Here is a 16,565-nt window from a genome sequence, read left to right on the forward strand (position 1 = left end):
CCTCCGACCTGCTCACCAGCAATACGGACAGTACCAAGACGCACCCCAACGACCTCGGTCACGAGGTGCTGGCATCCTACTTCAACAACGTGATCCGCTCCGTCGTTCTGCGGTCGAACTCCATCTAAAGGACACGAACATGCCCGGTCTTCAGATCAAGATTCCCGGCTCTGGCTCTGCTTTCGCAGGATCAGCCCTTGGCCGTCTGTTCATCCCGCCTGACTTCAACAATTCGCTCTATGCGGGCTACCTGTTCGGCACGGACTATGGTGCCAAAGCTGGTCTCAACGACATCACCGGCTACTCCCGCACTGCGACGCTCGCGTCGGGCGCGATTGGGGCCAAGGGCATCCAGTGCGGCGCTGGCGTTTCGGTCAATCTGCCGTTCCTCGATACCGACCTGTTCAACACCAACGGCGAGGCGACACAGATCGTGATCGCAAGGCTTCCCGCTACGCCGCCGCAGACCCTTCTCTCAGGCTCCTATGCCGCTGCAGCGGGCGGGCGGTTCCTGCTGGTCAACTCCACCGGGACTGGTGCCGCAAGCGCATGGACGAAGGGTGACGCTTCGACGATCAATACCACGACCGGAGCCGATTCGGGCGTGAGCACCGTCGCACGCATGTACGCCTCGGCGCATACACGTACGTCGGCCTTTGCGTACGTAGCCGGCACCGGGCGCTCGAACCTGGTCAACACCGCGACCGGGGCTTCGAACGGCGCGCTGACGGGCCGTCAGATCAGGCTCGGCGACCAATTCGCCGATGGCACCTTCAACAACGGCGCACCGCTGATCCATGGCGCGCTCTACTACAACCGTGCGCTTACGGAGGCCAACCTCGACAGTGTGCGGGCATGGTGGACCGCGATCCTTGCCGGCTACAGCGTGCCGCTGTGATCGCACGCGCAAATCCTGATGGGAAAGCTTTGACCATGAGCACCCTTCTTCTCGGCATGCGCCTCACCACGCGGAATGCGTTCAGCTGATGCTTCATCCAATTTCCTTCGGAAAGTTCTCGGCGGCCTGGTTGTCAGCACTGACGGTTACGTCCGTGGCGGATCCTGCTCCCAGACTTGCGGACGCGTACGTCATCCCGATGGGCGGTGTCGCCGTGCCGCTGGCGACGTGCGCACTCGGCGCACTCGGTGTTGCCCTGGCGCGGCCGCTGGCGCGGAGACAGGAAAACACGTTGCCGCTGCCGCTATTTCTCGTCGTTTCCGCGATCATGCTGCTGACCGTCGAGATCTGGATCATCGACAGCCGGCCGCCAGCGCTCTTCGCGTTCGTCATCGCGATCGGGCTGGGTTTCTCCGGTTTCTCGCTCATCGAGCTCGTGGGCAACCAAGTGCGCGAGTTTGCCGCGCGGCTGATCACATCGTTTACCAACAAGGACCGCACACCATGAGCGAAAGCTGGCTTGAGCTGGCCATCATCGGCTTCATCATCGCGGGCATCGCGGTCGCCATTTTCAAAGGCGGTGCGGCCAACCCGGAAACGACCGGATCACTCGGCAGGCAGGTCCGCGATGTGAAGACCAAGGTCGGCATCCTGACCGGCAAGGTCGACGAAATCGAGCGCCAGGTTGTCGGCCTCGAGAGCTCTTCGGCCAAGACGTTCGACCTGCAGCGAATGGAAAGGGACGTGGGTGAGCTGAAGCGCGAGGTGGGCAACCTGCGCGAGAGCGTCGCGGCCCAGCATGCCGATATCGAGCACACGCGCCGCCAGGTGGACCGGCTCTACGACTTCATCGTTGAAAGGGGCATGAGCAAGTGAGCATCTCCCAGGACTTCTCGGCCGTGCACGATGGCCATGTCCGCCTGGCAATCCTGCGCTTGCTGGATGAGCAGCCGGGCTACTGTGCGAATGACAGCGTGCTTCACGACGCCGTGAATGCCGTCGGCCTCAATGCTACCCGCTCGCAGATCCGTGGCCATATCGAATGGCTGCAGGAACAGCGGCTGGTGAAGTACCAGGCAGCGGGGAGCGGGCTGCTCGTGGTGACGCTGTCCGAGCGCGGCAGCGATGTTGCCAACGGGCGTTCGGTCATTGCGGGCGTGCAGCGCCCCAGCCCGAGCCGCTGAGGCGCCGCGCATGGTCATGTCTCCCGCCGCTGCCAAGGCGCGCCGCAAGCGGACGCCTTCGACGATCGACCGGCTCGATCCGGAGATCCGCGAGCTGATCAGCAAGCTGCGGATCGATCAGGGCTGGACGATCGATGAGATCCGCGAGCAGCTGGTGAAGCTTGGCCAAGGCCATGTCAGCCGCTCGGCGCTGGGGCGGCATGTCCGGTCGATCGAGGATGTCAGCGCGGACCTGCGCGAGACGCGGATCTATGCCGAGGCCATCGCGAAAGAGGCGGGCAATGCGGATCAGAGCAAGATGCTCGATCTCAATTCGCAGCTGCTGCAGGCGAACATGTTCAAGCTGATGCTGGCGGCCAAGGACGGCGAAGGCATCCAGCTGGGGCCGAAGGATGCCAAGGACTTCGCCGACGCGCTGCGCTCGATCGCGCTGACCCGCAAGACGGACATGGACCTGATCGAGAAGGCCGAGAAGCGCGCGGCCGAGAGGGCGACGAAAGAGGCGGCTGAGAAGGCTGTCAGCGCCGCCCGGACCAAGGGCCTGTCGCGCGATACCGTCGAGGCGATCCGCTACGCCGTGCTGGGGAGTGATGGGTGATGGCCCGCAAACCTTCCCAGAAGCTCGTGCGCTTCAAAATGGCGGCGGACGAGGAGATCGTGAGCTTGCTCAAGCAGCTGGCTCCGGTGGGCGACGACGCGGTTCTGTCCAGCCTGATCGGGTGGCGCGATGGGCGCGGCAATCCGCGCCGTGCGCGCGGCGTCTACGACAACGGTTGGATGGTAGAACTCTTCTTCACCCAACCCCGTGACGGGAAAATCAGGCTTTCTTCCTACCGGGTGAACTGGCGCGGCGAGATCAAAGGCAAGGCTGCATGATCGATCCCGACTGCACCGATTGCGTCCACCTGCAGGGCAAGGTCCAGTGCGGCCGCCCTGTGGCCAGCAACTGGAACCCGGCGCGTAACCAGCGTCGGTCGCGCGTCGCAACGTTGATCGCGATGGAGCGCACCGATCGCAAGGTGCTGGGCAGCAAGCGCGTGCGCTGCGGCACCGCCGGCATCTACTTCGAGCCGAAGGTCCCGCCGATCGGCGGCAAGTCCGGCACGGTCATCATCGACGAAGCGGCTAGGTTCGCGCGTGTCCACGACACCAAAGGCGACGGGGACGACGGAGCGTGAGGGCCAGCTTCATCGCCTTCGCTTCGCGCAATGCCCGTCTGCTGATCGGGCTGGGCATCGTGCTGCTGCTTATGTGGGGCCTGCAGCGCTGGGTCGCGGGCGCTGTCGCGGAGGATCGCCTGCAATCCGAAGTCGCCGCGCGCCGGGCGGACAGCGCGGCGGATGACCGCGCCGGCACCGTTGCCGCCACACAGGCCGCCCAGATCGAACAGGAGAACCGCGATGCGAGGGAAGCTGCTGCCGGGTCTGATGATCCTCTCAAGTCTGTCACTGATCGGCTGCGCGCCCAAAAGGCTGGAGATCGCCGCGCCGCCCGCCCAGCTGCTGACTTGCGCCGATGAGCCGCTCGCCCCCGACCTGCCCGGCCGCGATCAGCAGTCCACGCGTGACGCGTTGATGATCGAATACACGCTCGCCCTGCGCTCTGCGTGGGGATCTTGCCATGCGGCTGTGGACGGCGTGCGCGCCTGGGCGGAGGCAGTGCGCAAGTGAAGCTTTCCCCCGAAGACCAGGCGAAACGCGATGCGCTGATCCGGGCGCGCGAGATCCAGGGCGATCGCGCGGCTTCGGAAAGCGCGATCATGCGCCTGCCGAAGGGGGACCTGCTGCTCGGCTACCAGCAGCGCGCGGTGAACATGCTGTTCGCCGGGACCGCGCTGCTGGTGATCGAGAAGTCGCGCCGCATCGGGCTCACCTGGGGAATGGGCGCCTATGCCGCGCTCAAGGCCGCGAGCTCGGTCGAGGCTGGCGGCCAGAACGTCTGGTACATGGGCTACGACAAGGACATGACCCTCGAGTTCATCGAGGTTTGCGCCATGTGGGCCAGGGCGTTCGGCCACGTCGCCGGCGACGTCGAGGAAGAGGAAGTCCTCTACACCGACGACAACGGCAAGGAACAGGGCGTCAAGGCGTTCTCGATCCGCTTTGCTTCCGGCTTCCGGATTACCGCGCTTCCCAGCGTGCCGCGCGCGCTCCGCGGCAAACAGGGCATCGTCATCATTGACGAGGCGGCGTTCCACAAGAACGTCAATGAGGTCATCAAGTCGGCCATGGCGCTGCTGATCTGGGGCGGCCAGGTCGTGGTGATTTCCACGCACGACGGCGTCTCTAACCCGTTCAACGTGCTTCTCGACGAGATCAAGGCGGGTAAGCGCAAGGGCGAAACGCTGAAGATCACTTTCAGCGATGCCATGCAGTCCGGCCTCTACGATCGGGTCAGCCTGGTCGCAAAGACCAAGGGCAACGAGCTGCCGCCCGCGGCCGAGTGGGAAGCCGACATCCGCGCCGCCTATGGCGACGATGCGGGCGAGGAACTCGACTGTGTTCCCAAGATGGGCTCCGGCTCGCTGATCAGCCTCGAGGACATTCTTGCGGCCGAGCACGCCGACTGCGGCATCCCCGAGCTTTACCAGGGCGGGCTCTGCTACATGGGCCGCGACGTGGCGCGCCGGCGCGACGGACAGATCCAGATCGTGGGCGAGCTCCTGGGCGATGTGCTGTGGGAGCGAGACGGCTATCGCGAAGTTGGCCAGACATTCGCGCATCAGGACGCCTGGTTCGACGCGCGCTTTCAGGATCGCCGCATGGTGCAGGCGCGGGTCGACCAGACCGGCATGGGTGAAAAGGTCGTCGAGGATCAGATCCGCAAGCACGGCGCGACACGCGTCGTGGGCGTGCTGCTGACCGGCCCCAATCGTGTGGACCTCGCCCTTGGCCTCGCCCGGCGCTTCCAGCAGCGCAAGATCCGCACGCGCATGGACCCTGTGACGCGCGCCGATCTGATGGCGATCAAAAAGATCGGGTCGGAAGAGTCGGGTGGCATCCGCATCGTCAACGACGGGACCGTCCACGCCGACGAATTCTGGGCCTATGCCCTGATGAGCCAGGCCTGCGACATGGCGGGCGCTCTGTACGAGTACCGCGGCATCAGCGTGGGTGGCCGCTTCGAGGGTGGGCCGAAGCGCGGCCAGCCCGGCTGGGTTCATCCCGACGATATCGGCCGCGAGATGCGCGGTACCCGCTTCGACATTCCGGGAGCTTGGTAATGGCCAGTAATCCGCCGCCGCTGGTCGACCCGTACGGCCGGCCGCTCATCAGCGAGGCGCTCACGCGTGAGATCGCCGCACCTTCGCGCGCCTCGGTCCGGACGATCCAGTCCGGCCATCCGGCACAGGGCCTCGATCCGGGCAAGCTGGCGTCGATCCTGCGCGCGGCCGAGGACGGCAGCGCGATCGCGTACTTCGAGCTCGCCGAGGAAATGGAGGAGAAGGATCTCCACTATCTGTCGGTGCTGGGCACTCGCAAGCGTGCGGTATCGCAGCTGCCGATCGAGGTCGAGCCGGCAGACGACAGTCCCCAGGCCGCAGAGGATGCCAAGCTGGTCGAGGAATGGCTCGACCGCGATCTGCTCGAAAGCGAGCTGTTCGATATCCTGGACGCGATCGGCAAGGGCGTGAGCACGGTCGAGCTGATCTGGCAGACGACGTCATCGATGTGGACGCCGCGGCTGCTCAAATGGCGCGATCCGCGCTGGTTCGAGTTCGACCGGGTAGACGGCGAGACCCTGCTGTTGCGCGGCGGCGAGCAAGGCATCGGCGAGTCCACGCCGCTGCCGGCAGCCAAGTTCATCACGCATTTCCACCCTGCCAAGAGCGGCCTGCCGATCCGCAGCGGCCTCGCTCGCATCGCGGCCTGGGGCTACATGTTCAAGAACTTCGCGATCAAGGACTGGGTGACGTTCCTCGAGGCCTACGGGCATCCTATCCGGATCGGCAAATACGGACCGAATGAGAGCGAGGAAAACAAGAGGATCCTGGAGCGCGCACTCTACCAGCTGGGTTCTGATGCGGCAGCTGCGTTCCCTGAGACGATGTCGGTCGATTTCGTCGATCGCAAGGCTGGTACCGCGCCGAACGATCTCTGGCGCAGCCACGCCGAGTACTTCGACCTGCAGATCAGCAAGGCCGTGCTTGGGCAGACCAACACCACGGACGCACAGTCCGGCGGGCTCGGATCCGGCCAGGCGAATGTGCACAACGATGTGCGCGGCGACATCGAGCGCGCCGACGCCAAGCTGCTGGCTGCAACACTGAACCGCGACCTGGTCGTGCCCCTGGTCATGCTTAACCGCGGCATGCGCGACAAGTATCCGCGCCTCAAGATCGGTCGCCCCGATCCGGTCGACGTCGACAGCATGGTCAAGTCTGCCAGCGCGCTGGCCGAAATGGGCGTGGAGATCGATGCCGAGGAAGTGCGCGAGCGGGCTGGCCTTCCTGGCGGCAAACCGGGGGGTAAGATCCTCATGCCGAACGCCGGGACGAAACCCGATCCGGCACCCTCAGCAGATCGCCCGGCAGCGCCCTCAGGAGCGCCTGCAGGCGCTGACCCCGCCGGAAGTGGCGAAGGTGCGCTCTCAAGGCCTCTTAAACCGGCTGACAGGGCAACTGAAGCCGCACTGCAGAGTGCCACTGGCGGTGCTCGAGGTGGTGGAGCCGATCAGGGTAGCCGAGAGCCGGATGCCATTGCCCTCACGACTGAAGAAGCAATCGGCGACTGGGAGGCTTTGATCAACCCCCTGCTCGACCCGGTCGAGACGCTGATCGCGGACTGCGGCGATCTCGGCGAGTTGCAATCGCGCCTCGCTGAAGCGCTCGGCGAAATGGATGTCAGCGCCTTCGCAGATTTGCTTGCCAAGGGTCAGTTCGCTGCCCGCATCGCCGGGCTGGCAAGCCCACAGCCTGCGGGGGATTGAGCTGGTGGGAGCTTCCAACCTGCGGCAGGCTGACTTTGATCTGGTCTTTGCTTTTGGGAGGTCGGAACCGGCAGCCTATCGCAACGCCTCGGGAGTATCTGCAACCGCTGCAGCGGATACGCCGCGCTTCGATTATGATGCCACACGGGCGGCGCGCGGACTGCTCGTCGGCGCCGGTGTTGAACTTGGCGGCGGCGATCGCGTCCAGCTCGAGCCGGAGATACTGCCGACCGCGCTTTTCGACTTCGTGACGCCGACAGCGTGCGATGCCACGGTGTTCCACTGTTTTGCGCCTGCCGTCGACAATGACGCGGACTGGCTGCCGGTTCGCCGCGCCTGGTACACCCGCAACGCCAAGGCGTGTGTCGATGCCATCGCAGCTCAGGCCGGCCATCATCTGGCGATGGGCGTGGTGGCCGGCTTTCGAACGAACGTGCTGGGGGTAGTCCAGTACCGCGGCTATGCTTGGACAGTCGCTGGCCTGTTGCTCGCCGGAGATGCGGTGATCGCCGACGCGCTCGGCAGGCCGCTGATCTCTAGCGGCGCGAGCAAGCGGAGATAGGCATGTCTGGCGCCGCCGAGCCGCTGCCGCGCCTGGACCCGGCGGAGGCGATCGCGTTCTTCCGCGCAAAGGGTTGGGAGATCGCATTCGACTGGCGTGACGTCTGGGCGGAGGAGAACATCCGCGCCTTCACCGTCGCCAAGGCGATGAGCCGTGATCTGCTCGAAGATATTCGCAGCGCCGTCGACACGGCACTGGCCGAAGGTCAGACGCTGCAGCAATTCGCCAAGGATCTCGCCCCCCGCCTGTTTGCGAAGGGATGGTGGGGCAAGAAGCTCATGACGGACCCAGCGACGGGCGAGCAGAAGGTTGTCCAGCTCGGCAGCCCGGCACGTTTGCGGACGATCTACGAGACGAACCTTCGCACGAGCTACATGGCCGGGCGCTGGCAGCGGATCGAGAAGGGCAAGGCGCTGTTCCCCTTCATCCGCTACGTGTCTGTGCTGGACGGTCGCGAGCGCGAGCAGCACCACGCCTGGCATGGGACGATCCTGCCCGTTGATCATCCGTGGTGGGACACACACTTCCCGCCATGTGGCTGGGGCTGCCGATGTGACGGGCAGCCGGTCAACCGGCGAATTATGGAACGGCGCAAGTGGAAGAGCGAGGCACCGCCCCGGTTCACTCAGCGCAGCTATGTCAACAAGCGCACCGGCGAGGTCACCCAGGTCGAGGCCGGGATCGATCCGGGCTGGGGCTACAACGTGGGCAAGGCGCCGCTTGACGGGCTTGCGCCCGCGCCGCGCTTGGGTGGCGGCATGGGCGAGCTCAACGCCGCCGTCTTCTCGGATGCCGAGTTCGCCCGGGTGAAACCATTTTTCGAAGCCTTTGGTCTCGGCGACAAGGCGGCGGCGATGAGAGGCAAAATCTGGCAGGACGCGACTGGCTGGCCGATGGTGATCTCGCTGGGGCTGCTGCGCGGCCCGACCGGACGCATGGTGAAGCTCAAGTCGGGCGATCTGCGTGCGCTCGAGTCGGCGGCCAGTGTGCTGCTACAGCCGGACAGCATCGCATGGCTCTGGGTCATGGGTGAAGACGGGCGGCCGCTCATGGTCCAGCGCTATGTCGCGCCCGGCGGTGTGGTCGATATCGGCGGGAGCTTCTGGCGCTGGCGGGCGGGCAGTGCCCGCGGGCTTGCGCAGGGCAAGCTGGTCTGGACGGCCGAGCAGGGCGAGATCAACGCTGGGCGCAGCTACAGGCGCGATCGGCGCGGCAGGTTTGCATCGACTGGCGGGAGCGGGAGCGGTCTGGCGCGCGAAGGCCGGGCTGCAGCACGCGTGGCCATGGCCGGTGCGACATCCGGCGCAACGGTCAAGCCATTTGCCACGTTCGAAGTCGGCGTTGTTTCCCGCAAGGCCGGCAAACTCGCCAAGGCATCAGGCATCGATATCGCCGGCAGGTCCATCATGCTCGAGCACCACGCGGCGGTTCACATCATCGAGCGGCACGGCCCGGAGGTTGCCGCGTTCTCTGGCGAGCTGCCGATCACCGGCAAGCTGCTGCTGGATACGCATCGCCTGTTCAACAGTGCCAATCTGATCGAGCCCAGCGGCGTCGGCCGGCTCGGGATGAAGCGACTGAAGGCGTCGATTGCCCATGGCAGCGCAAAGCTCGATCTGATCGCGGACGTTTCGCCCGCAAAGCTGTTCATCGTCTCGCTGCACGAGACCCGGCCGGACGGCAAAAGGCTCAATCGCGAGGCCATGGCCAAGGTGCGCAAGGCGCGGGCCAAGGCTATGCGGAAGGGGTGAGGTTCCGCTGCCTACATGCTCAATGGAGCCCAAGGCCTCACGTCCGAAACGTCGTGCGGAGCATCTTCAATACACCCGCCTCGGTCCCCAATCAACCGGCTTGGCTAAACCGCTGATCTGTGCGTAAGCATGGGGCGCTGCTCCGCGTCGTGACGTCTATGTCGGTCGGCATGTAACGGCGCCGCGCAGGGCCTCGGTACAGCCGGTTTCATGACCCGGCCCGCGCATCCTTCCCTGGCGAACGAAGAGACCGCTCTTGCTTCGATGCAGGAGCTGATCGGCGCCGACGGGCAGGTCAAGCGCGAGTTCCTGGTCCTTCCCTACGGCAATCCCTTCTTCGGCCGCGACGGCCGCGGCCCCTGGATCATGCGCGACAAGGCCCATGCCGAGCGCGTGTTGAACTTCACCCGTCAGACGCTGGGCGGCGTGGACATGATGGTCGATTACGATCACGCCTCCGAGCTGGCAGCCCCCGAGGGCAAGGGTCGCGCCTTGGCTGCGGGCTGGGTCAAAGGCCTCGATATTCGCGATGACGGTATCTGGGCCAGCGTTGACTGGACGCCGCAGGCCGAAGCGGAGCTGGCCTCGCGCCAGTATCGCTACATCAGCCCCTATTTCCGCGTCGACAAGACGTCGCGCGAGGTGACGCGCCTGGTCAACGCCGGCCTCACCAACACCCCGAACCTCGATCTTCCAGCGCTTGCCCACGTGCGGGCCGGCGCGCCTGAAGGAGTAGTCCCTACCATGACCATGATTGCCCTGGCGCCGCTCGTCGCGGCGCTGGCCCTGGCAAGCTCGGCCGGCGAGACGGAAGTCCTCGCCGCGATCGGGAAGCTCAAGGCCGAACGCGATGGCAGCGAAGCTGCCCTCAACGCCGCGCGCACCGTACTCGGCCTTGCCGCCGATGCGGGGAGCGAGGCAGTTCTTGCCGCCGTCCAAGCTGCCAAGGCGGCAAAGCCGGATCCGGCGCAGTTCGTGCCCAAGGCCGGGTACGATCAGCTGCAGGCGCGGCTTGCGCGGCTCGAGGAGGATCGCATCCTCGCCTCGGTCAATGCGGCCGTCGAGGGTGGCAAGCTGCCGCCGGCGATGAAGGAGTGGGCGATCGAGCTCGGCAAGAAGGACGAGGCGTCGCTCAACTCCTACCTCGCCGCCGCCGTGCCGTTCCCGGCCGGGGCGGCGATCACCGGCGAGCCCAAGCCCGTCAAGGGCAAGCTCACCGACGAGGAAAAGGCCATCTGCTCGATGACCGGTGTCTCCGAGGCCGATTACCTCAAAATCCGCGATGAGGAGGGCGCCTGACATGGCAGCACTGACTGAAGGCCGCACCACGGCCAAGCGTGACGGCAACAGCTATGGCCGCGCCGTCGCAGCGGCGAAGAAGATCTACGAGGGCTCGATTGTTTGCCTCTCGGCGACCGGCTTTGCCACCCCTGGCGCAACTGCCACGACCCTGGTGGCCGATGGCCTTGCCACCCAGACGATCGACAACAGCGGCGGCGCGGACGGCGCGGCGATGATCGTCGTCGAAAAGGGCGTATTCCGCTTCGCCAACAGCGCTGCGGGCGACGCCATCACCAGGGCCGAGATCGGCGACGATTGCTACATCGTCGACGATCAGACCGTCGCCAAGACCAATGGCAGCGCCACCCGCTCCATCGCCGGCAAGATCATGGACGTCGATAATCTCGGCGTCTGGGTCAAGTTCGCCTGACGTCGCAGAACAGGACAGCACAGCAATGATCATCACCGGAACCGCCCTGCAGACGCTCGGTCGCAGTTTCAACGCTCTCTATTCCGCCGGCCTTGGCACGGTGCAGGCGCAGCGCGATGCGATCGCCTCCACCGTGCCGAGCACAACCAAGACCAACGAGTATTCCTGGCTCGGAGAACTGCCTGGGATGCGCGAATGGATCGGCGATCGCCAGGTCCAGCAGCTGAAAGGCCACGGCTACTCGATCGACAACCGCGACTTCGAGCACACGATCGAAGTTAAGCGGACCGACATCGAAGACGACAACATCGGCCAGTACAGGATGATGTTCACCGCACAGGGTCGCGCAGCCGCTGCGCACCCGGAGCAGCTCGTGTGGGGTGCGCTGGCCAACGGCCACACCAGCCTGTGCTATGACGGCCAGTACTTCTTCGACACCGACCACCCGGTGCTCGACGTGAATGGCGCCGTTCAGACTGTGTCGAACTCCCTTCCGGGCGGCGGCACGCCCTGGTTTCTGATCGACGACATGCAGCCCGTGAAGCCGATCATCTTCCAGGAACGGCAGAAGATGCGTTGGATCCCGCAGGATGACCCGACGAACCCGGACGTCTTCAAGAAGAACAAGTTCGCCTACGGCATCGATTACCGCGCCAACGTGGGCTACGGCTTCTGGCAGTTCGCAGTGCGGTCTACCGCTACCCTTGACAGTGCGGGCTATGAGGCGGCGCGTGTGGCTCTCGCCAACATGACTGGCGACTATGGCCGCAAGATCGGTGCGCGCGGGCGTCTGCTGGTCGTGCCGGCTTCGCTCGAAGGCGCCGGCGTGCGCCTGCTCAACAACCAGATGAACGCGGCGGGCGCATCCAACGAATGGGCAGGCACCGCTAAGCTGCTCGTGAGTGACTGGCTGTGACCGTCCTCCCTGCCGAAGGTATCATCCTGGTCAAGGCGCTGCAGGCACGGCGGTTCCGGGCTGGGCTGGAGTTCGGCCGCGAGCTTCGCGAACTTGCGGTTGCCGATCTCGGCGAGGGCCTCGAAGGGCTGTCGAAGCTGGTTATGCTCGCCGAGGACCCGTTGCTCGCAGTCACGGTTGTCTTCGGCGACGAGGCGCGGCCTATCGGGCCTGACGAACTTGGCGAACTGCGGGCGGTTATCGAGGCGGAAAAACTCCGCGTCGATCCGGCCAATCCGCCGGAGCCGGTTGCTGACCTGATTACAATACCGGGCGGCGGCACGACCCAAGCCGCTGGCTTGGATGCCGCCGGGCCGCTGTTTGGCGAAGCATCGCCGCCACCGGTTCTGGCCGCCGAACCGCAAAGCGCATCCATGGGAAACGACACCCCGTCGGATGCCCCTGCATCGGATGCTGGGCCGACTATTGCTGATAACCCCGCGAGCGAGAGCCAACCGGCCGGGGAGCAAACCGGCTCCCCGGCCGCCGAGGCCAAGCCGCGGACCAACACAAGGCGCGAAAAGGCCAAAGCCTGACCGCGCTGCCGGGCGGCACCACCAGGCGCGCCGCCCGGCCCCTTTTCTCTACCAGCGAGGAAGCTGAGCCGTGTCCACCTTTGCCACCGTCGCAGACATGCGCGCGCGCTTCGAGGAGCCGGACCTTGTCCAGCTCACCGACGTGGCAGGCGTCGGCGCGGTGGACGAAGAGAAGGTCGAGGCCAAGCTCGCTTCGGCCGATGCGCTGATCATCGGCTACATTGCCGCGCGTTACCGCGACGTGAGCACCTTCGCCGGCAACTCGATCCTGAAGGATGTTGCCTGCGACTATGCCTTCTCACTGCTGTGGAAGACCGACCTCCCCAAATGGGTTGAGGACCGCCGCAAGCTCGCGCTCGATACGCTGAGCCGGATCGCGGCCGGCAGCATCAAGCTCGACCAGGGCACCGAGGAAGCTGAGCCGCGCCCGGGCCAGATCCTGACCAGCGGGCCGGAGCGGCGCTTCACCCGCGACAGCTTGGGCGGCTACTGATGTCCGTCTCATTCCGCGTCACGTCCGAAGGCGGCCTCGCGATCGAGCGCAAGCTTGCCGGCCTGGTCAAGGCCTTCGGCGATCTTGAGCCGCTGATGCAGGGCTTCGGCCTCTATCTCGAGAGCGCGACGATCGACCGCTTCGAAAATGAGCGCGGCCCAGATGGCCAGCGCTGGAAGCCTTCGCTGCGCGCCCGGCAGCAGGGCGGGAAAACCCTCACCGATCGTCCACAGCTGAGGTCCTCGATCACGTCGCAGGCTGGCCCCGACAGTGTCGAGGTCGGTACGAACAAAATCTACGGCGGCATTCACCAGTTCGGCGGCACGATCCGCGCCAAGAACGCCGAGTATCTGACATTCCGTCTTCCGGGCGGACTGGGCGTGCGCCGGGTGAAGTCGGTCACCATGCCGGCGCGGCCGTTCCTTGGCCTTTCGAGCGAGGATGAGAACGAACTGCTTGCGCTGACCGCAGATTACACGCGGCAGCAGCTGGGAGACGGCGCATGATCGGCGCGCTCGAGAACGCCATCATTGGCGCGCTGCGCGCCCAATCCGAAGCTGGCGCGCTGGGCTACCAGTACCGGTTGCTCGATACCTATCCTGACGATTTCGACCAGTATTTCGCCGACAAGAAGGGCTTGCTGCGCGCGCCCGCAGCCTGGTGCACGTTTCTGGCGCTCGATGATTGCCAGGATCTGGGCGACGGCCAGGGCGTGCAAGGCGTTGGCCGGTTTGCCCTGATCCTGGCCGCGCAGAACTTGCGCAACGAGGCTGCAAGCCGCCACGGCGGGCCAGACGGCCAGAGCGAGCCCGGCAGCTATCAGCTAGCTGAGGACGCCGTGCGGATCCTGTCCGACAACTGGCTTGCTGATGATCCGGCGGTGAGGCTGATCCGCCCGCTCTCTGTGGCCGGCATCCGGCTGATCCAGCGCACTGAAATGATGGCGAAGAACAACCTTTCGCTCATGGCTGTCGAGTTGCGCTGCACTTTCCCGCTCGGCCGGTTCACCGGCGACGACGAAGGTTTCGAGCAGCTGCACATTGACTGGGATGTGCCGCCGATCGGGAATGTCGCGCCGCCGCTCCCCGCCGCCCGCGCCGATGCCCGCGACGATATCGCGGTGCCGCAATGAGTAGGCACCTTGAGTTCACCTCCAGTTTCGCCCGGCTGCTGGCCGCCGGCGATGTCGTTTCCGGAAAGAGGAAGACCGCATGATCAGCTTCAACACCATCCCGGCGAGCACTCGCATTCCCGGCCAGATGATCGAGTTCGACGCCAGCCGCGCCGTCTCCGGCATCTCGCCCATCGACAACCGCGTGCTGCTGATCGGCCAGCGCCTTGCCTCCGGCACTACGCCCGCTCTGACTGTGCACGCGATCGCAGATGCCAGCGAGGGCATTACCCGCTTCGGCCGCGGCTCGATGCTCGCCCGGATGATCTCCGTTTATCGCAAGGTCGACCGCTACTCGAAGATCTATGCGATCGCGCTCGATGATATCGGTGGCGGCGCGGCTGCGACGGGGACGATCACGGTAACCGGAACGGCAGCGAACGCCGGCACAATCTCGCTCCTCGTCGCCGGCGTACAGATCGATGTGCCTGTTCCGGCTGCGTCCACCGCAGCCAACGTTGCCACGGCGATCGTTGCGGCGATCACGGCCAATCTTGATCTGCCGGTCACTGCAGCGGCCGCCGCAGGTGTTGTGACCCTGACCTGCCGCCACAAGGGCACTGTCGGCAACGCGATCGACGTGCTGCAGAACTATCTCAGCCGGACGCAGCTTCCCACCGGCATCGCGCTGGCGATCACGGCGATGGCGGGCGGCGCGACTGATCCCGATATCGACGGCGTGTGGCCGGTGATCGGCGACGAACCTTATCGCACGATCGTCTCTGCGCTCAGCGACGCAACCACCTTCGGAAAGATCAAGGCAGAGCTGGACAGCCGGTGGGGCGCACAGCGGATGCTTGAGAGCGTCGCCTATCTGGCGAAGAGCGGGAACACAGCTGCGATGACTGCATTCGGTGCTGCGCGCAACAGCGAGCTGGTGACAATCCTCGGCATCGGGGACAGCCCGACGTGGGAGCCTGAGGCAGCAGCCATCTATGCCGCCGTTTGCGGCTTTTACACTGCGATCGATCCGGCCCGGCCGCTGCAAACGCTGCCGCTCACCGGCCTGATCCCGCCGGTGGAGTCCACACGCTTCAGCCGGGCCCAGCGCGAGCTGCTTCTGGCCGACGGTATCGCAACCTACACGGTAGACAGCGGCGGCACTTGCCGCATCGAGCGTTCGATCACGACGTTCCAGACCGATGGCCTCGGCATTGAAAGTGTCGCTTATCTCGATCTTGAGACGGTAACCACGCTTGCCTATCTGCGCGCCACACTGCGCGCGCGGATCGTGAGCAAGTTCCCGCGGCACAAGCTTGCAGCCGATGGCACCAAGTACGGCGTTGGCCAGGCGATCGTGACGCCGTCGGTCATCCGGATGGAGATCATCGCGCTTGCCCGCGAGTGGGAAGAGGCCGGGCTGGTCGAGAACCTCGATCAGTTCATCGCCGATATCATCGTGGAGCGCGATGAGACCGATGTGAACCGCGTCAACGCGCTCGTGCCGCCCGACATCGTCAACCAGTTCCGGCAGTTCGCAGCCGCAGTCCAGTTTAGGCTTTGAGGCCAGTTCCGCCTCAGAGGCCGCGCAAGCGGCCTCTGAGAGCCTTCTCATCCCACTTTCAGAAAGGCACCCACGATGTCCAATCCCAATCAGGTGGTCGGCCAGGTCTCGCTCAAGATCGATGGCGCCACTTATCCGACCGACGGCTCTTCCAGCATGGAAATCGGCGGCACGATGCGCGAGCCGGTCGAGGGCGACAATGACGCGAGCGCGTTCAAGGAGTCGACCAAGCCCGCCAAATGCGAAGCCAACATCCTCTACAAGAAGGGTGTGAGCCTTTCCGCGCTGCGCGCGATCGACAATGCCACCGTGATCCTGGTGACCGACACCGGCACGACCTGGCTGATGCGCAATGCCTATGTCTCCGACGTGATCACGTGGAGCCAGGACGGCAAGGCGAAGGTCGTCTTCCAAGGCCCGCCGGCGGAGGAAGTGCTGTGAAGGCCCCGATCACCTACACGCTCCAGTACCCGATCGTGCTGAATACGCGCAGTACCGATGGCACCGAGCGGGAAGAGGAACTGCGTTCGGCCGGCGCGACGATCGTGCTGCGCCGGCCGAAGGGCAAGGACATGCGCGTCGTCGACCAGTTCGACGGCCAGGACGTCGCGATCACGCTGGCGCTGATTGGCAAGCTAACCAATCTCGATGCGCAGGAAGTCGAAAACCTGGATGCGGAGGACATGGCCGGCCTGGGGGAGCTTGTCGGCGGCTTCGTGACGCGTGGCCGAAAAACTGGCGGGACCTCCTAGCCGATCTCGCGATCGCGTTCGGCTGGCCGCCTTCGGAGCTGATGGCGCTCACGGCCGACGAACTGGAAATGTGGCTCGGCCAGGCCGAGCGGATTGCCGCAATGCGGGGAGGCTGACCG

General features: G+C 65.3%; 23 protein-coding genes. All 23 read left to right on the forward strand.

The window, feature by feature from the left end; genetic code table 11:
* Nucleotides 1-139 precede the first annotated feature (139 nt).
* Nucleotides 140-898, forward strand: coding sequence for a hypothetical protein (locus Q0071_RS19940; protein ID WP_298173904.1), 759 nt, complete (start codon nt 140-142; stop codon nt 896-898).
* An 88-nt stretch (nt 899-986) separates the two neighbouring features.
* A complete protein-coding gene (locus Q0071_RS19945) occupies nt 987-1,406 on the forward strand; it encodes a hypothetical protein (protein ID WP_298173905.1) in 420 nt (139 codons plus the stop codon).
* Entirely contained in the window at nt 1,403-1,774 is a 372-nt protein-coding gene (locus Q0071_RS19950) for a hypothetical protein (RefSeq protein ID WP_298173907.1), read from the forward strand. The genes Q0071_RS19945 and Q0071_RS19950 overlap by 4 nt, the downstream gene beginning before the upstream one ends.
* Complete coding sequence (locus Q0071_RS19955; RefSeq protein WP_298173909.1) at nt 1,771-2,082, forward strand: hypothetical protein; 312 nt, start codon at nt 1,771-1,773, stop codon at nt 2,080-2,082. Before Q0071_RS19950 ends, Q0071_RS19955 begins: the two co-directional genes overlap by 4 nt.
* Before the next feature lie 10 nt (nt 2,083-2,092).
* Nucleotides 2,093-2,680 (forward strand): phage protein Gp27 family protein, encoded by a 588-nt coding sequence (locus Q0071_RS19960; RefSeq protein ID WP_298173911.1) that lies wholly within the window; start codon nt 2,093-2,095, stop codon nt 2,678-2,680.
* Complete coding sequence (locus tag Q0071_RS19965; protein WP_298173913.1) at nt 2,680-2,958, forward strand: hypothetical protein; 279 nt, start codon at nt 2,680-2,682, stop codon at nt 2,956-2,958. Before Q0071_RS19960 ends, Q0071_RS19965 begins: the two co-directional genes overlap by 1 nt.
* Nucleotides 2,955-3,260 (forward strand): hypothetical protein, encoded by a 306-nt coding sequence (locus Q0071_RS19970; protein ID WP_298173915.1) that lies wholly within the window; start codon nt 2,955-2,957, stop codon nt 3,258-3,260. The genes Q0071_RS19965 and Q0071_RS19970 overlap by 4 nt, the downstream gene beginning before the upstream one ends.
* Entirely contained in the window at nt 3,257-3,601 is a 345-nt protein-coding gene (locus Q0071_RS19975) for a hypothetical protein (protein ID WP_298173917.1), read from the forward strand. Before Q0071_RS19970 ends, Q0071_RS19975 begins: the two co-directional genes overlap by 4 nt.
* A gap of 147 nt (nt 3,602-3,748) precedes the next feature.
* Entirely contained in the window at nt 3,749-5,305 is a 1,557-nt protein-coding gene (locus Q0071_RS19980) for a hypothetical protein (RefSeq protein WP_298173919.1), read from the forward strand.
* A complete protein-coding gene (locus Q0071_RS19985) occupies nt 5,305-7,011 on the forward strand; it encodes a DUF935 domain-containing protein (protein ID WP_298173921.1) in 1,707 nt (568 codons plus the stop codon). The genes Q0071_RS19980 and Q0071_RS19985 overlap by 1 nt, the downstream gene beginning before the upstream one ends.
* Before the next feature lie 4 nt (nt 7,012-7,015).
* Nucleotides 7,016-7,573 carry a hypothetical protein gene (locus tag Q0071_RS19990; protein ID WP_298173923.1) on the forward strand — a complete coding sequence of 186 codons (558 nt, stop codon included), beginning with the start codon at nt 7,016-7,018 and terminating at the stop codon, nt 7,571-7,573.
* Between the two features lie 2 nt (nt 7,574-7,575).
* Entirely contained in the window at nt 7,576-9,324 is a 1,749-nt protein-coding gene (locus tag Q0071_RS19995) for a phage minor head protein (RefSeq protein ID WP_298173925.1), read from the forward strand.
* 210 nt (nt 9,325-9,534) lie between these two features.
* Nucleotides 9,535-10,623 (forward strand): phage protease, encoded by a 1,089-nt coding sequence (locus Q0071_RS20000; RefSeq protein ID WP_298173927.1) that lies wholly within the window; start codon nt 9,535-9,537, stop codon nt 10,621-10,623.
* A gap of 1 nt (nt 10,624) precedes the next feature.
* Nucleotides 10,625-11,035: a hypothetical protein gene (locus tag Q0071_RS20005; protein WP_298173929.1), complete on the forward strand. Its 411-nt coding sequence runs from the start codon at nt 10,625-10,627 to the stop codon at nt 11,033-11,035.
* Between the two features lie 25 nt (nt 11,036-11,060).
* Nucleotides 11,061-11,951, forward strand: a complete 891-nt coding sequence (locus Q0071_RS20010) for a Mu-like prophage major head subunit gpT family protein (RefSeq protein WP_298173930.1) — start codon at nt 11,061-11,063, stop codon at nt 11,949-11,951.
* Nucleotides 11,948-12,526, forward strand: a complete 579-nt coding sequence (locus tag Q0071_RS20015) for a hypothetical protein (RefSeq protein WP_298173932.1) — start codon at nt 11,948-11,950, stop codon at nt 12,524-12,526. Before Q0071_RS20010 ends, Q0071_RS20015 begins: the two co-directional genes overlap by 4 nt.
* Before the next feature lie 70 nt (nt 12,527-12,596).
* A complete protein-coding gene (locus tag Q0071_RS20020; protein WP_298173934.1) occupies nt 12,597-13,019 on the forward strand; it encodes a DUF1320 domain-containing protein in 423 nt (140 codons plus the stop codon).
* The gene (locus Q0071_RS20025) at nt 13,019-13,525 is read left to right on the forward strand and encodes a phage virion morphogenesis protein (protein ID WP_298173935.1); all 507 of its coding nucleotides are present in this window, start codon (nt 13,019-13,021) and stop codon (nt 13,523-13,525) included. Before Q0071_RS20020 ends, Q0071_RS20025 begins: the two co-directional genes overlap by 1 nt.
* A complete protein-coding gene (locus Q0071_RS20030; RefSeq protein ID WP_298173937.1) occupies nt 13,522-14,151 on the forward strand; it encodes a phage protein Gp37 in 630 nt (209 codons plus the stop codon). The genes Q0071_RS20025 and Q0071_RS20030 overlap by 4 nt, the downstream gene beginning before the upstream one ends.
* Before the next feature lie 79 nt (nt 14,152-14,230).
* The gene (locus Q0071_RS20035; protein ID WP_298173940.1) at nt 14,231-15,694 is read left to right on the forward strand and encodes a phage tail sheath subtilisin-like domain-containing protein; all 1,464 of its coding nucleotides are present in this window, start codon (nt 14,231-14,233) and stop codon (nt 15,692-15,694) included.
* A 75-nt stretch (nt 15,695-15,769) separates the two neighbouring features.
* Nucleotides 15,770-16,135, forward strand: a complete 366-nt coding sequence (locus tag Q0071_RS20040; protein ID WP_298173942.1) for a phage tail tube protein — start codon at nt 15,770-15,772, stop codon at nt 16,133-16,135.
* Nucleotides 16,132-16,446 (forward strand): phage tail assembly protein, encoded by a 315-nt coding sequence (locus Q0071_RS20045; RefSeq protein ID WP_298173944.1) that lies wholly within the window; start codon nt 16,132-16,134, stop codon nt 16,444-16,446. Before Q0071_RS20040 ends, Q0071_RS20045 begins: the two co-directional genes overlap by 4 nt.
* A 38-nt stretch (nt 16,447-16,484) precedes the next feature.
* Entirely contained in the window at nt 16,485-16,562 is a 78-nt protein-coding gene (locus Q0071_RS22545) for a hypothetical protein (RefSeq protein WP_366886863.1), read from the forward strand.
* Nucleotides 16,563-16,565: the final 3 nt, after the last annotated feature.

The organism is Novosphingobium sp., from assembly GCF_027486195.1.
GTDB lineage: Bacteria > Pseudomonadota > Alphaproteobacteria > Sphingomonadales > Sphingomonadaceae > Novosphingobium.

Coding starts and splice junctions, on each gene's coding strand:
- Q0071_RS19985 (WP_298173921.1), top strand. CDS start 5,305: ATGGCCAGTAATCCGCCGCCGCTGGTCGACCCGTACGGCCGGCCGCTC.
- Q0071_RS19970 (WP_298173915.1), top strand. CDS start 2,955: ATGATCGATCCCGACTGCACCGATTGCGTCCACCTGCAGGGCAAGGTC.
- Q0071_RS19950 (WP_298173907.1), top strand. CDS start 1,403: ATGAGCGAAAGCTGGCTTGAGCTGGCCATCATCGGCTTCATCATCGCG.
- Q0071_RS19940 (WP_298173904.1), top strand. CDS start 140: ATGCCCGGTCTTCAGATCAAGATTCCCGGCTCTGGCTCTGCTTTCGCA.
- Q0071_RS20040 (WP_298173942.1), top strand. CDS start 15,770: ATGTCCAATCCCAATCAGGTGGTCGGCCAGGTCTCGCTCAAGATCGAT.
- Q0071_RS20035 (WP_298173940.1), top strand. CDS start 14,231: ATGATCAGCTTCAACACCATCCCGGCGAGCACTCGCATTCCCGGCCAG.
- Q0071_RS19995 (WP_298173925.1), top strand. CDS start 7,576: ATGTCTGGCGCCGCCGAGCCGCTGCCGCGCCTGGACCCGGCGGAGGCG.
- Q0071_RS20005 (WP_298173929.1), top strand. CDS start 10,625: ATGGCAGCACTGACTGAAGGCCGCACCACGGCCAAGCGTGACGGCAAC.
- Q0071_RS19945 (WP_298173905.1), top strand. CDS start 987: ATGCTTCATCCAATTTCCTTCGGAAAGTTCTCGGCGGCCTGGTTGTCA.
- Q0071_RS19965 (WP_298173913.1), top strand. CDS start 2,680: ATGGCCCGCAAACCTTCCCAGAAGCTCGTGCGCTTCAAAATGGCGGCG.
- Q0071_RS20010 (WP_298173930.1), top strand. CDS start 11,061: ATGATCATCACCGGAACCGCCCTGCAGACGCTCGGTCGCAGTTTCAAC.
- Q0071_RS20025 (WP_298173935.1), top strand. CDS start 13,019: ATGTCCGTCTCATTCCGCGTCACGTCCGAAGGCGGCCTCGCGATCGAG.
- Q0071_RS19960 (WP_298173911.1), top strand. CDS start 2,093: ATGGTCATGTCTCCCGCCGCTGCCAAGGCGCGCCGCAAGCGGACGCCT.
- Q0071_RS20030 (WP_298173937.1), top strand. CDS start 13,522: ATGATCGGCGCGCTCGAGAACGCCATCATTGGCGCGCTGCGCGCCCAA.
- Q0071_RS20000 (WP_298173927.1), top strand. CDS start 9,535: ATGACCCGGCCCGCGCATCCTTCCCTGGCGAACGAAGAGACCGCTCTT.